Origin of the sequence: Terrabacter sp. BE26, assembly GCF_041941675.1 — a bacterium.
Lineage (GTDB): Bacteria > Actinomycetota > Actinomycetes > Actinomycetales > Dermatophilaceae > Terrabacter.
Genome location: NZ_CP090122.1, coordinates 282,566 through 296,627 on the forward strand (window position 1 = coordinate 282,566; position 14,062 = coordinate 296,627).

10 protein-coding genes are annotated in these 14,062 nt (G+C 71.5%); 7 read left to right on the plus strand and 3 right to left on the minus strand.

Translation table 11 applies throughout. The annotated features are described in order from the left end of the window. Nucleotides 1-109 precede the first annotated feature (109 nt). Nucleotides 110-1,231 (plus strand): Lrp/AsnC family transcriptional regulator, encoded by a 1,122-nt coding sequence (locus tag LQK93_RS01370; protein ID WP_374969791.1) that lies wholly within the window; start codon nt 110-112, stop codon nt 1,229-1,231. A gap of 42 nt (nt 1,232-1,273) precedes the next feature. Here the strand turns inward: LQK93_RS01370 and LQK93_RS01375 are convergent, their stop codons facing one another. The 3 genes from LQK93_RS01375 to LQK93_RS01385 form a co-directional block, all read right to left on the minus strand. Continuing rightward, entirely contained in the window at nt 1,274-4,051 is a 2,778-nt protein-coding gene (locus LQK93_RS01375; RefSeq protein ID WP_374969792.1) for a cation-translocating P-type ATPase, read from the minus strand. A 50-nt stretch (nt 4,052-4,101) separates the two neighbouring features. Continuing rightward, complete coding sequence (gene ppk2 / locus LQK93_RS01380; protein ID WP_374969793.1) at nt 4,102-4,962, minus strand: polyphosphate kinase 2; 861 nt, start codon at nt 4,960-4,962, stop codon at nt 4,102-4,104. Between the two features lie 143 nt (nt 4,963-5,105). After that, nucleotides 5,106-5,846, minus strand: a complete 741-nt coding sequence (locus LQK93_RS01385; RefSeq protein ID WP_374969794.1) for an ion channel — start codon at nt 5,844-5,846, stop codon at nt 5,106-5,108. A 115-nt stretch (nt 5,847-5,961) separates the two neighbouring features. Between LQK93_RS01385 and kdpF the strand changes: the two genes are divergently transcribed. The 6 genes from kdpF to LQK93_RS01415 are packed head-to-tail and all read left to right on the plus strand — an operon-like array spanning nt 5,962 to nt 13,982. Beyond that, nucleotides 5,962-6,048, plus strand: coding sequence for a K(+)-transporting ATPase subunit F (kdpF, locus tag LQK93_RS01390; RefSeq protein WP_374971428.1), 87 nt, complete (start codon nt 5,962-5,964; stop codon nt 6,046-6,048). Beyond that, entirely contained in the window at nt 6,048-7,694 is a 1,647-nt protein-coding gene (gene kdpA / locus LQK93_RS01395; RefSeq protein WP_374969795.1) for a potassium-transporting ATPase subunit KdpA, read from the plus strand. The genes kdpF and kdpA overlap by 1 nt, the downstream gene beginning before the upstream one ends. After that, nucleotides 7,691-9,883 carry a potassium-transporting ATPase subunit KdpB gene (gene kdpB, locus LQK93_RS01400; protein WP_374969796.1) on the plus strand — a complete coding sequence of 731 codons (2,193 nt, stop codon included), beginning with the start codon at nt 7,691-7,693 and terminating at the stop codon, nt 9,881-9,883. Before kdpA ends, kdpB begins: the two co-directional genes overlap by 4 nt. Nucleotides 9,884-9,901: 18 nt before the next feature. Continuing rightward, entirely contained in the window at nt 9,902-10,471 is a 570-nt protein-coding gene (gene kdpC, locus LQK93_RS01405) for a potassium-transporting ATPase subunit KdpC (RefSeq protein WP_374971429.1), read from the plus strand. A 17-nt stretch (nt 10,472-10,488) separates the two neighbouring features. Next, nucleotides 10,489-13,308, plus strand: a complete 2,820-nt coding sequence (locus LQK93_RS01410) for a DUF4118 domain-containing protein (protein WP_374969797.1) — start codon at nt 10,489-10,491, stop codon at nt 13,306-13,308. After that, nucleotides 13,305-13,982, plus strand: coding sequence for a response regulator (locus LQK93_RS01415; protein ID WP_374969798.1), 678 nt, complete (start codon nt 13,305-13,307; stop codon nt 13,980-13,982). The genes LQK93_RS01410 and LQK93_RS01415 overlap by 4 nt, the downstream gene beginning before the upstream one ends. Nucleotides 13,983-14,062 lie beyond the last annotated feature (80 nt).

Consider the following 14,062-nt stretch of genomic DNA (forward strand, 5'->3'; position numbering starts at 1 on the left):
CTCCATGGCGGTCGATGATCAGTGCGGCGACGGTCTACGGGTCGGCTCGTGCGGGGGGTCGGTCCGCCGCATTTGCGGCTTTGCGCTCTCGAGGTCGAGGATTGCAGGCATGCCGGTGAGAGGCGCTGCAGCGCAGGATCACGCGACACGTGGTGAGACCACGCAGCATTCCGCCAACGGGGTCGACGAGCTGGACCTGGCCATCGTCAACTGTCTGCAGCTGCACCCGCGCGCCTCGTGGACCCTCGTGGGGGCTGCGCTCGACGTCGACCCGGTGACGGTCGCCCGTCGCTGGCAGCGACTCTCCGCGGCCGGCATCGCCTGGGTCTCGGGACGGGCGACCGGGCAGGGCCTGCCCGAGTCCTGCCTCGCGGTGGTCGAGCTCAGCTGCACCGCCGCGGAGACCCTCGCCATCGCGGCGCGCGTCACGGAGCTGCCCCACGTGCTGAGCGTCGAGCACACGAGCGGCCCCCGGTCGCTCACGGTCCTCGTCGAGGTCAGGGACCTCGCCTTCCTGTCGCGGTTCCTGCTCGAGTCGCTGGGCTCGATCCCCGGGGTCGTGGCCACGAGCAGCCACGCGGTGACCAAGGTCTACTCGATGGGAGACCACTGGCAGCTGCACGTGCTCGACGCCGCGCAGCGTGGCGTCATGATGCGCGCTCCGCACCCGCGCGTCGACGGGCTGACCTCCGACCAGGCCGACCTCTCGCGTCCTTACGACGCCGTCGACCGGCAGGTGACCCTGCTCCTCGGCGAGGACGGCCGGATGCCGGTGGCGACGATCGCCGCCCGGGCAGGCCTGAGCGAGAGCACGGTGCGCCGGCGCCTGGCCGCCCTGGTCGACAACGGACGCGTCGTCCTCCGTTGCGACATGGCCCTGCCCGACTCCGGCTGGCCGGTGGTCAGCTGGCTCTGGGCCTACGCCGACGCGGGGGACGTCGACGCCGTCGCCATGGCCCTGCGGCGCCTACCCGGCATCCGCGTCTGCTGGCGCATCTCCGGCGGCCGGCCCAACCTCATGCTGGCCCTGACCACCCACTCCCTCCACGAGCTCTCGCTCGTGGAGGCCCGCCTGGCCGCGGAGGTGCCCCGCATGTCCATCCTCGACCGGTCCATGGTCCTGCGCTCGGTCAAGCGGATGGGGCGCGCGCTCGACGCCGACGGGCGCAGCGTCCGGGCAGTCCCGCTGGACATCTGGGCCGACCCGAGCGCAGCGCCACCGGTGGGATGAGGGTGTGGCCTCAGCCGTCTGCTGGCGGAGGGGTCCGATGTCTCACGGCAGCGAGTAGGCCGCTGCCTGGCGGGGAAGGGCAACCTCGTGTGATCGCCGCCGCCTCCGCAGCACCACCTTCCAGAGCTCGCCCAGAAGCAGCAGGACGACGCCGGGAACGAGGGCGATGGCCCACTGCCTGCCCGTGAGGGGCACGGTGTGGAAGAGGTCCTGAAGCACACGCATCTGCGTGATGAGCATCGCGCCGAGGACCGTCCAGCCCAGGGCCCACAGGAGCTTCGGGTTCGAGAACGTGGCGCTGCCGAAGGCGCTGTCCTCGGGGAACCGCAGGTTCAGGGCGAGGAAGGCGTTCATCAGCGAGAGCCCTACCAGCGCCATGGTCTGCCCGACCTGTAGCGATCCGTAGGTCGTCTTGCCGATCTGGACCAGGATCAGCGTCGCGGCCGCCATGTAGAGGCCGTTGGCCAACAGCCGGATCATCATCGACCTGACGATGATCGGCTGGTCGAAGGGCCGTGGTGGCCGGCGCATGATCCCCGGGCTGGCGACGTCGAGGCCCATGACGGCGCCGAGCGGAGCCACCACCGCCATGTGGATCCACAGCACCTGCGACGGGATCAGCAGAGCCGTGCCGGCGACCCGGAAGATGCTCGAGCCCAGGAACGCGAGGATGAACATGAAGAGGTTCGCGATCTGGATCCGCAGGAACTTCTGCAGGTTGTCGTAGACCGACCGGCCTTCCTCGACCGCGGCGACGATGGTGGCGAAGTTGTCGTCGGCCAGGATCATCTTGGCCGCACCCTTGGCCACGTCGGTGCCGGTGATGCCCATGGCGATGCCGATGTCCGCGGCGGCGATGGCGGGTGCGTCGTTCACACCGTCCCCGGTCATCGCGACGATGTGGCCGTTGCGCCGCAGCACCTGGACCAGCCTGACCTTGTGCTCGGGCGCGACCCTCGCGACCACACCGATCTCCTCGGCCTGGGCGGCTGCCTGCTCGTCGTCGAGGGCGGCGAACTCCGCACCGGTGACGGCGCGCCCCTCGATGCCGAGCTCCGCCGCGATCGCCGCAGCGGTGACGGCATGGTCCCCCGTGATCATGCGAACCCGGATCCCGGCTCGCCTCGCCTCGGCGATGGCGTCCCTGGCCTCCTGTCGGGGCGGGTCGACCTCACCGACGAGGGCGACCATCTCGAGGTCCTGCATGAGCGGCATCAGGTCCGCGGAGGGGTCGAAGCTGTCAGGGTCGAACTCGCGTTGGGCGAAGGCGAGGACCCGCCTTCCCTGAGCTGCGATGCGCTCGTTCTCGGCGGTCACCTTGGCTCGCGCCTCGCCGGTGAGCACCTGGCTCGCTCCTCCCGGCATCCGGGCCCGGGTCGACCGGTCCAGGATCACGTCCGGCGCGCCCTTGACGTACGCCCTCACCACCGGCCGACCGTCCGGCCCCGGCATCCGGTGGAAGGTGGCCATGAACTTGTAGTCGGAGTCGAAAGGCACCGCGGCGATCCGCGGGTGGCTCTGGCGGAACTGCCGCACGTCGATGCCGCCCTTCTGGGCGAGCACGTAGAGCGCGCCCTCGGTGGGGTCGCCGACGACGGTGCCGTCCTGGATGTCGGCGTCCTGGCAGAGCGCACAGGGGAAGAAGACGTAGTCGAGGTCGGCTTCGGCGTCCCCCGACGTGCGCTGCACCTGGCCCTGGAAGTCGTACCCCTCACCGCTCACGGTGTAGTGGTGCGCGACGGTGGTGATCTCCCGGACCGTCATCTCGTTCCTCGTCAGCGTGCCGGTCTTGTCGGAGTTGATCGCGGACGTCGAGCCGAGTGTCTCCACGGCGGGGAGCACCTTCATGATCGCGTGCCTGCGGGCCATGTTGACCGAGCCGACGGACAGGATCGTGGTCACGACGGCGGGCAGGGCGTCGGGGATCGAACCCACGGCCAGCGCCACCCCGATGCCGAAGAGGACGGTGAAGGACTCGCCCTGCACGAGTCCCATGACCAGGATCGCGAGAAATGCGAAGAGGGCCGCACCGATGATGAAGATCGTCAGCCGGTCGACCTGCTTGGTCAGGGGCGTCTTCTCGGCCTTCTGCCCCGCGAGCAGGTGGGCGATGTGCCCGACCTCCGAGCCCATCCCCGTCGTGGTCACGAGGATCTCGCCGTGCCCCCGGGTGACGTTGGTGTTCATGAAGACCATGCAGGTGCGGTCACCGATCGCCACGTCCGTCGGGGCGAGCGCCTCTGTGCCCTTCTCGACGGCGAGGCTCTCGCCGGTCAGGGCACCTTCCTCGACCTCGAGCGTCGCCGCGACGATGACCCTGCCGTCGGCCGGGACACGGTCACCTGCGTCGACGAGCACCACGTCGCCGGGCACGATCTCCTCGGCGGGAACCTCGAGGACGGAGCCGCCACGCCGGACCTTGGCGACCGCCTGGAGCATGGCCCCGAGAGCCGCTGCGGCAGCGTGGGCCTTGCCCTCCTGGTGGTATCCCAACCAGGCGTTGAACAGGGTCAGCAGGGCCAGGCCGATCGCGGTCCCCCACTCACCGATCAGGAGGCTGACCGCCGCAGCCACGACCAGCACGATCTGCATGTAGTCGCGGTAGTGCTTGAGGAACGCTCGCCAGACCGGCTCCGGCTCCTCCTCGGCGATCACGTTGGGTCCGGAGGTCTCGAGCCGCTGCCTGGCCTCGGCCTCCGTCAGGCCGCTGACCGGGTCGACGTGCAGCCGCTCGGCCACCTCGTCCACGGTGAGGGCCCACCACGCGGCGTCCGGGTCCGGCCGCGGAGCCACGGCTGCGACGGTGACCTTCTCGGACATCGGATTCCTTCCCGGACGGCTGCGCGAGAAGCGGTGGGCCTGGGCCGCCCTCAGTACGGGGTGGGGATGACTCGGGGTGGCAGAGCCGGTGGCTGGTAGTCACCTGCGCCTTGCCGCGCCGGGAGCTCGACGTCTCTGATCTCCAGCGGTTCGTACGGCACCTGGCTCAGCAGGTGGGCGATGATGTTGAGCCGGCCGCGTCGTTTGTCGTCGGTGTGTGCGACGTACCACGGCGCCCACGGGGTGTCCGAGGCGGCGAACATGGCGTCACGGGCACGGGAGTAGTCGTACCAGCGGCCGAAGGACTCGAGGTCCATGGCGGACAGCTTCCACACCTTGCGGGGGTCGTGGATCCGGCTCTCGATGCGGCGGGTCTGCTCCTCGGGTCCGACCTCGAGCCAGTACTTGAGCAGGAGGATCCCCGAGTCGATCATGGCCTTCTCGACCCCCGCGATCTGCTCGAGGAAGCGGTCGGTCTGCGCGGGCGTGCAGAAGCCCATCACCCGCTCGACCCCGGCCCGGTTGTACCAGCTGCGGTCGAAGACGACGACCTCCCCGGCGGCCGGGAAGTGCGCGATGTACCGCTGGATGAACATCTGGGACTTCTCCCGCTCCGTGGGCGCGGGCAACGCGACGACTCGGAAGACCCGGGGGCTCACGCGCTCGACGAGTCGCTTGATCGTGCCTCCTTTGCCCGCCGTGTCACGCCCCTCGAACACCACGCAGATCTTGGCACCGGAGGCCTTGACCCACTCCTGCATGGCGACGAGCTCCCCCTGCAGCACGGCGAGCTGCGACTCGTATCTCTTGCGCGGCAGCCTCGCCTCGCGCCCGGACTGGTCCCACGTGCCGACCGACGCGACCGGCAGCGCCTCAGCGGCGCCCGCGCGCCTGTCCTTCTTCTTGTTCATCGCCGGCCTCCCGCATGCCGCGCGCCACGCCTGTGCGGTTGCGTTCCCCCGAACCTTGGACCCCTTCGAGGCTAACTCCGGCGACGCCCGGACGTACGCGCTTCGCCGCGGCACACGGCATACGCCCTCGGGGCCCTGGCCGCCTACTGGCGGAAGCGGGCGATCGTGAGACCAACGAGGCGCGCGACGACGAGCGCGACGTAGAGCATGCCGGCGATCTGCTGGAGCAGCACGAAGGCGCGCGCGTGCGGCTCGACGGCGATGATGTCGGACAGGCCGGTCGACGTCATCGTCGTGATCGAGAGGTAGAGCAGCTCGAACCACGTGCGCGTGCCCGGCGCCCCCTCGCCGTAGATGGTGAACGAGTTGGGCCAGAGGATCTGCACGGCGACATAGAGGTAGGCGAAGCCCCAGGCCACGACGGTGAAGGTCGCCCCGGTCGCGTAGAGCTCGTCGCGCGTCACCCAGTTGTCGGCGAACATGTAACGGATCAGGCCGTAGCCCGTGTAGAAGTAGAAGAGCGCGTGCAGCAGGGAGCTCCAGAAGGCGAGGACGTTGTTGGTGGGCCACAGCGCCTCGGCCACCGTCAGCAGCACCACTGGGCCGCCGAGGAGCACCGCCACCCAGGTCAGCGCCGGCGTCGCGCGCACCGCCCGCACGGCCAGGAAGAGCACGACCAGCCCGATCAGGCCGAAGACCGCCTGCCCGGTCTCGCGGACGTCACCCTGCCGCGTCTCGACGAACGGGTAGGCCACGAGGGCCGCGAGCTGCGCGAACAGGAGCAGCGCGCACGGGGTCTCGGCGACCTTGCGCCGGAGGCGGTCGAACCGCGACGGCGCGCTCCCACGGGGCGATGACGGCCAGAGCTCCAGCGACGCACTCACGACTCGGAGCCTATAGCGGCGGGGGCGCCCGACCCGTCGTCAAGATCCCGTCAACGCCCGTCAGCCGGACGTCAAACGGCCGCAGCGGGCCGGATGCCCGGCGTAGGAACGAGGCATGGTCACCGACATCCTGCTGGGCATCGTGGCGCTGAGCCTGCTCGTCTACCTCGTCCACGTCCTGCTGCACGCGGACCGCTTCTGATGGGCGACACCGTCAGCGGACTGCTCACCATCGGCATGCTCGTCGCATCCCTGGCGATCGTCCACGTCCCGCTGGGGAACTGGATGGCGAGGGTCTTCACCGACGAGAAGCACTGGCGGCCAGAGCGCCTCGTCTACCGTTTCGTCCGCGTCGACCCCGCGTCCGAGCAGGGGTGGTCGACGTATGCCGTCGCCGTCCTGGCCTTCTCTGTCGTCGGGGTCGTGCTGCTCTTCCTCATGATCGTCCTGCAGGGCGTGCTGCCGTTCGCCCGCGGCGCCGCGATGCACGTGGATACGGCGTTCAACACCGCCGTGTCGTTCGTCACGAACACCAACTGGCAGTCGTATGCCGGCGAGTCCGGCACGTCGCCGTTCGTGCAGACCGTGGGCCTCACCGTCCAGAACTTCGTCTCGCCCGCCGTCGGCCTGGCCGTGGCCGTGGCGCTCGTGCGCGGGCTCGCCCGCTCGACCGGCTCGACCCTCGGCAACTTCTGGGTCGACCTGACGCGCGGCCTGTTCCGGGTCATCCTGCCGATCGCCGTCGTGGGCGCCGTCGTCCTGCTGCTCGGCGGCGTGGTCCAGAACCTCGTGGAGCCGACGACGGTCACGACGCTCTCCGGCGGTCACCAGGTCGTCCAGGGGGGTCTCGTCGCCTCGCAGGAGGCGATCAAGGAGCTCGGGACCAACGGCGGCGGCTACTTCAACGCCAACTCCGCGCACCCGTTCGAGAACCCGAGCCCGCTCACCAACCTGGTCGAGGTCTTCCTGCTGCTCGTCATCCCGTTCTCGCTGCCACGCACCTACGGCGTCATGGTCGGTGACCGGCGGCAGGGCTGGACGGTGCTCGGCTTCATGGCGACCCTGTGGGCCCTCATGCTCGCCGTCGTCACGTGGGCCGAGGTTCACGCCGCAGCCGGACCGCTCGGGGCCATGGAGGGCAAGGAGCTGCGCTTCGGGGTGTGGCCCTCGGCCCTCTTCGCCACCAGCACGACCTCGACCTCCACCGGCGCGGTCGACTCGATGCACGAGAGCTTCTCGGCGCTGGGCGGCGGTGGTGCGCTCTTCAACATGATGCTCGGCGAGGTGTCACCGGGTGGCGTCGGGACGGGGCTCTTCAGCGCCCTGCTCGTCGCCGTCCTCGCCGTCTTCCTCGCGGGCCTCATGGTCGGGCGCACCCCCGAGCTGCTCGGCAAGCAGGTCGGCCGGCGCGAGATCACCCTGACGGCACTGGCCGTCCTCGTCATGCCGTTCCTCGTGCTCGTCTTCACCGGCACGGGCATCGTCGCGCCCCTCGTGTCGTCGCAGATGCTCGCCACCGGCCCCCACGGTCTCACCGAGGTGATGTACGCCTACTCCTCCGCCGCCAACAACAACGGCAGCGCCTTCGCCGGCTTCTCCGCGGACACCCCGTACCTCAACCTCACCCTGGCCCTGTGCATGTTCCTCGGCCGGTTCGTCCCGATCGTGCTCGTCCTGGCCCTGGCCGGTTCCCTCGTGGCGCAACGCCGCAGGCCCGTCACCGCCGGCACCCTGCCCACCCACACGCCCACCTTCGTCGGCCTCTTCGTGGGGGTCGCCGTCATCGTCGGCGGTCTCACCTTCTTCCCCGCCCTGGCCCTGGGTCCCCTCGCGGAGGCACTCTCATGACCCGGTCGTCCTCGACCAGGACCAAGACCCACCTCAAGACCCACGTCAAGACCCACACGGACCGCGGGGCCTCGCACGCGGGCAGCACCACGCCGGTCCCGCACCACGAGCGGGCGAGCGGCGAGCTCATCCGCCCCGGGCGCACGAGCACCTCGTACGCACAGCTGGCGCGGCAGCTCGTCACGACCTTCCCGCAGGCCGTCGCCAAGCTCGACCCGCGACACGTGTGGCACAGCCCCGTGATGTTCGTCGTCTGGGTCGGCTCGGTGGTCACCACGGTTCAGGCGGTCACCGACCCCTCCTGGTTCGCGTGGTCCGTCAGCGCCTGGCTCTGGGCCACCGTGCTCTTCGCCAACATGGCCGAGGCCGTCGCAGAGGGCCGCGGCAAGGCGCAGGCGGCCACGCTCCGGGCCACCCGCAGGACCACCACGGCCCGGCGCCGGCAACCCGACGGGTCCGTCCAGACCGTCGCGGCCTCCGACCTCGCGGTCGGCGACGTCGTCGTCGTGCGCCCCGGCGAGGTCATCCCCGGCGACGGCGACGTCATCCAGGGGATGGCGACGGTGGACGAGTCGGCCATCACCGGCGAGTCCGCGCCCGTCATCCGCGAGTCCGGCGGCGACCGCAGCGCCGTGACCGGCGGCACGACGGTGCTGTCCGACGGCATCACGATGCGCATCACGACCAGGCCGGGAGAGACGTTCATCGACCGGATGATCGCCCTCGTCGAGGGGGCCTCGCGGCAGAAGACGCCCAACGAGATCGCCCTGACGATCCTCCTCACGGTCCTGACCATCATCTTCCTGCTGGCGGTCATGGCGATGCAGCCGATGGCCATCTACTCCGGGCAGGCCCAGTCGCCCGTCGTGCTCGTCGCGCTGCTCGTGTGCCTCATCCCGACGACCATCGGCGCCCTGCTCTCGGCCATCGGCATCGCCGGCATGGACCGGCTGGTGCAGCACAACGTGCTCGCCATGTCCGGTCGCGCCGTCGAGGCCGCCGGCGACGTCTCGACGCTGCTGCTCGACAAGACCGGCACCATCACCTACGGCAACCGTCGGGCGACCGACCTGCACGCGGCCCCGGGCCTGGGCAACGCCGAGATCACCCGCGCCGCCTACGTCGCCTCGCTCGCCGACGAGACGCCCGAGGGCCGATCGATCGTGGAGCTCGCCGGCGCGGCCCTCGACCCGACGACCCGCGGGGCCCTGGACCGGCTCCCCCGGGACGGCGCCAGCTTCGTGGAGTTCAGTGCCGCCACCCGGATGTCGGGCGCTGACCTCCCCGACGGGACGGCATACCGCAAGGGCGCCGCCGACTCGGTGGCCCGCTGGGTGGGCGCCAACGGCGGGCAGATGCCCACGGGCGTCACCGCCGTGGTCGACGGGATCGCCTCCTCCGGAGGCACCCCGCTGGCGGTCGCCGTCCACGAACCGGGACAGGTCCCCCGCGTCCTCGGCGTCATCCACCTCAAGGACGTCGTCAAGCCGGGCATGAAGGAGCGCTTCGCGCAGCTGCGGGCCATGGGCATCAAGACCGTCATGATCACCGGCGACAACCCGCTGACGGCCAGGTCCATCGCGGCGGAGGCGGGCGTCGACGACTTCCTCGCCGAGGCGACACCCGAGGACAAGATGGCCCTGATCAAGCAGGAGCAGCACGGCGGGCGGCTCATCGCGATGACCGGCGACGGCACCAACGACGCGCCCGCGCTCGCCCAGAGCGACGTCGGCGTGGCGATGAACACCGGCACGTCGGCGGCCAAGGAGGCGGCCAACATGGTCGACCTCGACTCGGACCCGACCAAGCTCATCGACATCGTCTCGATCGGCAAGCAGCTGCTCATCACTCGCGGCGCGCTGACCACCTTCTCGATCGCGAACGACATCGCCAAGTACTTCGCGATCATCCCGGCGATTTTCGTCGGGATCTTCCCCGGCCTGCACGCCCTCGACATCATGGGGCTCGCGTCTCCCAGGTCGGCGGTGGTCTCCGCGGTCATCTTCAACGCGCTCATCATCATCGCGCTGATCCCCTTGTCGCTGAGGGGAGTCCGCTACCGCGCCGTCGGCAGCACGGCCCTGCTGCGGCGCAACATCTGGGTCTACGGCCTGGGCGGCATCGTGGCCCCGTTCATCGGGATCAAGCTGATCGACCTCGTCGTGAGCCATCTCCCCGGATTGATGTGATCTCACGTGTTCGCCACCATGCACTCCTTCGTCAAGCAGTCCTGGGCCGGTTTGCGCGCCATGCTCGTCCTCACCGTCGCGTTCGGTCTGCTCTACCCGGCGCTCGTCTGGGGCGTCGGGCAGGTCGTCGCCCGTGACCAGGCGGCCGGCTCGCTCGTCCGGGTCCACGGCACCGTCGTCGGGTCGAGCCTCCTCGGCCAGGAGTGGAACGGAGACCAGTGGTTCCACGGGCGCCCCTCGGCCAGCGGCTACGCCGGCGACACGAGCGGTGGCTCCAACCTCTCCGGCGCCGCCCTCACCGCCGAGGTCGCCAAGCGCGCCCAGGCCGCCCGGCTGAACCCGGCGACCGCCCCCGCCGACGCGCTGACCGCCTCCGGCAGCGGACTCGACCCCGACGTGTCGCCCGCGTATGCGTTGAGCCAGGTTCCGCGCGTCGCGGCGGCTCGCGGGCTGGCGCCGGCCCGCGTACGTGCCCTGGTCGTCGCCCACACGGCCGGACGCCAGCTCGGTTTCCTCGGCCAGCCGCGCGTGGACGTGCTCCAGCTCAACCTCGCCCTCGACGCTCTTGCTGCTCCCGCAGCGGGCTGACCTGCGAGGATCAGGAGGTGGCAGCACGTGCGGCGCAGCCGACGGCGACCGGGGAGGTCCCCGGCCGCTCCGAGGCCGCCCCGGTCCCCCTCCACGGGCGCGGTCGCCCCCGGGGGTCCCTGCGGATCTACCTCGGCGCAGCCCCGGGTGTCGGCAAGACGGTCGCCATGCTCGACGAGGCGCACCGCCGTCGGGAGCGTGGCACCGACGTGGTCGTCGGCCTCGTGGAGACGCACGGCCGGCCCCACACCGCCGCGCTCCTGGAGGGCCTGGAGCTGCTCCCCCGCCGACGGGTCCCCTACCGCGGCAACGTCCTGCCCGAGCTCGACCTCGCGGCCGTGCTCCGGCGTCGACCGCAGGTCGTGCTCGTCGACGAGCTGGCCCACACCAACGTCCTGCCCGACGAGCCGACCGGGGCAGGTGTGAGACCCTCGGCCGCCTCGGCCGGCTCGGGCGCGGCGCGGGCGGCGCACGAGAAGCGCTGGCAGGACGTCGAGACCATCCTCGAGGCGGGCATCGACGTGCTGTCGACGCTCAACATCCAGCACCTCGAGTCGCTCAACGACGCCGTCGAGTCCATCACCGGGGTGCGCCAGCGCGAGACGGTCCCCGACGAGGTCGTGCGCCGGGCCGAGCAGGTGGAGCTCGTCGACATGACGCCCCAGGCTCTGCGCCGCAGGCTCGCCCACGGCAACGTCTACGCGCCCGAGAAGGTCGACGCCGCGCTCGCCAACTACTTCCGGATCGGCAACCTGTCGGCGCTGCGCGAGATCGCCCTGCTGTGGCTCGCCGACCGCGTCGACGAGGCCCTCGAGCGCTACCGGGCGGACGAGGGGATCGCCGTCGCCTGGCCGGCGCGCGAGCGGGTCGTCGTCGCCGTCACCGGTGGCCCCGAGAGCGAGACCCTGCTCCGGCGGGGGGCGCGCATCGCGACCAGGGTGGCGGGCGGCGACCTCATCGCCTGCCACGTCCGGTCGTCCGAGGGGCTCGCCACGACCGACCCCGGAGAACTGGCCCGGCTGCGGCGCATCGCCCGCGACGTCGGCGCGGAGTTCCACGAGGTGTCCGGTCACGACGTCCCGGCGGCGATCCTCGACCACGCCCGCGGCGTCAACGCGACGCAGATCGTCGTGGGCGTCAGCCGGCGCAGCCGCTGGCAGCACGCCCTGCGGCCGAGCATCGCCTCGGTGGTGGCCGACGCCTCGGGCGAGATCGACGTGCACCTCGTCACCCACGAGGGATCGAAGATCAGCCACGGGTCGAGGCGGGTCGGACGCACCTGGGCCCTGCCGCGAGGCCGGGTGATGGCCGGCTTCGCCCTTGCCCTGGTCGGGCTCGTGGTGATCACGGTCGTGCTCGTCGAGACGCGACAGGGCCTCGCGCTGTCCCTCGACCTGCTTCTCTACCTCGCCCTGACCGTGGCGTGCGCTCTGGTCGGAGGGATCTGGCCCGCGCTGTTCTCCGCCGTCGTCGGGTCACTGGTGGTCAACTGGTTCTTCACCGAGCCGCGCGGCAGCCTGACCATCAGCGACGCCCCGAACGCGCTCGCCCTCGCGGTCTTCGTCCTCGTCGCCATGGCCGTCTCCTCGGTCGTGGCCATGGTCGCGCGACGCACCGAGCAGGCCCTGGCCGCCGAGCGGGAGTCCGCGGCCCTCGCCGCGCTCAGCCGTGACCTGCTGGCCGAGCCGCGACCCGTGCCGGCAGTCCTGGAGCGCGCCCGCGCCGCGCTCGGTATGCGGTCGGCCTCGCTGGCCCGCGTCGACCCGGCGGAGCCCGACACGAGTGGGGTCGGTGGCGAGGTCATCGCCTCGACCGACCCGATGCTTCCGCCCGGCTCCGTGCTGCCAACCGAGCAGGCCTGGGCGGTGGACGTCGCCATCGACGACGACGTCCACCTCCTTCTCGAGGGTGACCCCGTCGCGGCCGAGGACCAGCGGGTCGTCAACGCCTATGCGGCGCACGCCGCCATCCTCTACGGCCGCGAGCAGCTGGTCGAGCAGGCTCGTCGGGCGGTGGGCCTCGCCCGCGACAACGCCGCGCGCACGACGCTGCTCGCCGCCGTCTCCCACGACCTGCGCACCCCGCTCGCGAGCATCAAGGCCGCCGTGTCCACGCTGAGGCACACGAGCCTGGACCTCCCGGCGGACGAGCGAGCCGAGCTGCTCCAGTCGATCGAGGAGTCGACCGACCAGCTGGACGGGCTCATCGGCAACATCCTCGACCTGTCCCGCATCCAGACAGGCGCCGTGCGGCCGCACACCCAGCCCGTCGACCTCGTCGACGCCGTGGTCGCCGCGCTGCGCACCACCTCGGATCCCTCCCAGGTCGAGCTGGCCCTCGACCCCGACGTCCCACCGGCCCTCGCTGACCCCGGGCTGCTCGACCGGGTCCTCGCCAACGTGGTCGAGAACGCCCTGCGTCATCGGGGCGCCGCTCCGGTCCGGGTCACCGCGGGGCGGATCCGCGACACGGTGCAGCTGCGCGTCGCCGACCGGGGGCCGGGAGTCGCCGACGAGGACAAGGAGCGCATCTTCGAGGCGTTCCAGCGCCTCGGCGACGCCCCTCGCGGGGAGGGCCTAGGCCTCGGCCTCGCGGTCGCGCGGGGCCTGATGGCCGTCATGCACGGCACCCTGACGCCCGAGGACACGCCGGGCGGCGGCCTGACGATGGTCGTCGAGCTGCCCGCCGCACCGGTCGAGGGCGCACCTGCGCGCGCCGCGTCCCGCCCGGCCGACGGGGGCGTCGAGGGCGACGGCTCGGCGGCTCCGGACGGGGTTCCGGCAGCGCACCCACACGCGACGGGCGATGACGTACGCCACCGCGAGGAGGCGCGGTGAGCCGCGTCCTGGTCGTCGACGACGACGCGCGCCTGCGCCGCACCCTCTCGATCGCGCTGCGCGCGCACGGGCACGAGGTGCTGACGTCGGCCGACGGGCGCAGCGCCGTCCAGGCGGCGTTGGAGGACTCCCCCGACGTGGTGGTCCTCGACCTCGGCCTGCCCGACATCGACGGCGTCGACGTGCTCGTGCAGGTGCGGAGGGGCTCGGCGGTGCCCGTCATCGTCCTGTCGGCCCGCCACGAGTCGGACGACAAGATCGAGGCGCTCGACCTCGGTGCCGACGACTACGTCACCAAGCCGTTCGGCGTCGAGGAGCTCCTCGCCCGCATCCGCGCCGCGGTGCGCCGGGCCGGCGAGGGCGGCGCAGCCATCGGCACGGTTGCGACCGACCGGTTCACCCTCGACTTCGCGGAGCGACGCGCCACGGTCGAGGGCCAGGACACGCGCCTGACGCCCACCGAGTGGCGACTGCTGGAGACCCTGTGCCGCGACCCCGGACACCTGGTGTCGCAGCAGGAGCTCCTACGCCAGGTGTGGGGCCCGTCGTACGGCCGTGAGTCCAACTACCTGCGCGTCTACGCCAACCAGCTGCGGCGCAAGCTCGAGACCGACCCGAGCCGACCGGTGCACCTGCTCACCGAGCCGGGGCTCGGCTACCGCTTCGTCGTCTGAGGTACGACCGGCCGGAGCGAGCCGCGGGAACTGCCCCTGACGGCCGTTTCTGCGCTTCGATCCGGCCGATCGACCCGGCG

Bases quoted from the DNA above. Each gene is read 5' to 3' on its own strand.
- LQK93_RS01370 (WP_374969791.1), top strand. From the start codon at position 110: ATGCCGGTGAGAGGCGCTGCAGCGCAGGATCACGCGACACGTGGTGAG.
- LQK93_RS01375 (WP_374969792.1), bottom strand. From the start codon at position 4,051: ATGTCCGAGAAGGTCACCGTCGCAGCCGTGGCTCCGCGGCCGGACCCG.
- ppk2 (WP_374969793.1), bottom strand. From the start codon at position 4,962: ATGAACAAGAAGAAGGACAGGCGCGCGGGCGCCGCTGAGGCGCTGCCG.
- kdpF (WP_374971428.1), top strand. From the start codon at position 5,962: ATGGTCACCGACATCCTGCTGGGCATCGTGGCGCTGAGCCTGCTCGTC.
- kdpA (WP_374969795.1), top strand. From the start codon at position 6,048: ATGGGCGACACCGTCAGCGGACTGCTCACCATCGGCATGCTCGTCGCA.
- kdpB (WP_374969796.1), top strand. From the start codon at position 7,691: ATGACCCGGTCGTCCTCGACCAGGACCAAGACCCACCTCAAGACCCAC.
- kdpC (WP_374971429.1), top strand. From the start codon at position 9,902: ATGCACTCCTTCGTCAAGCAGTCCTGGGCCGGTTTGCGCGCCATGCTC.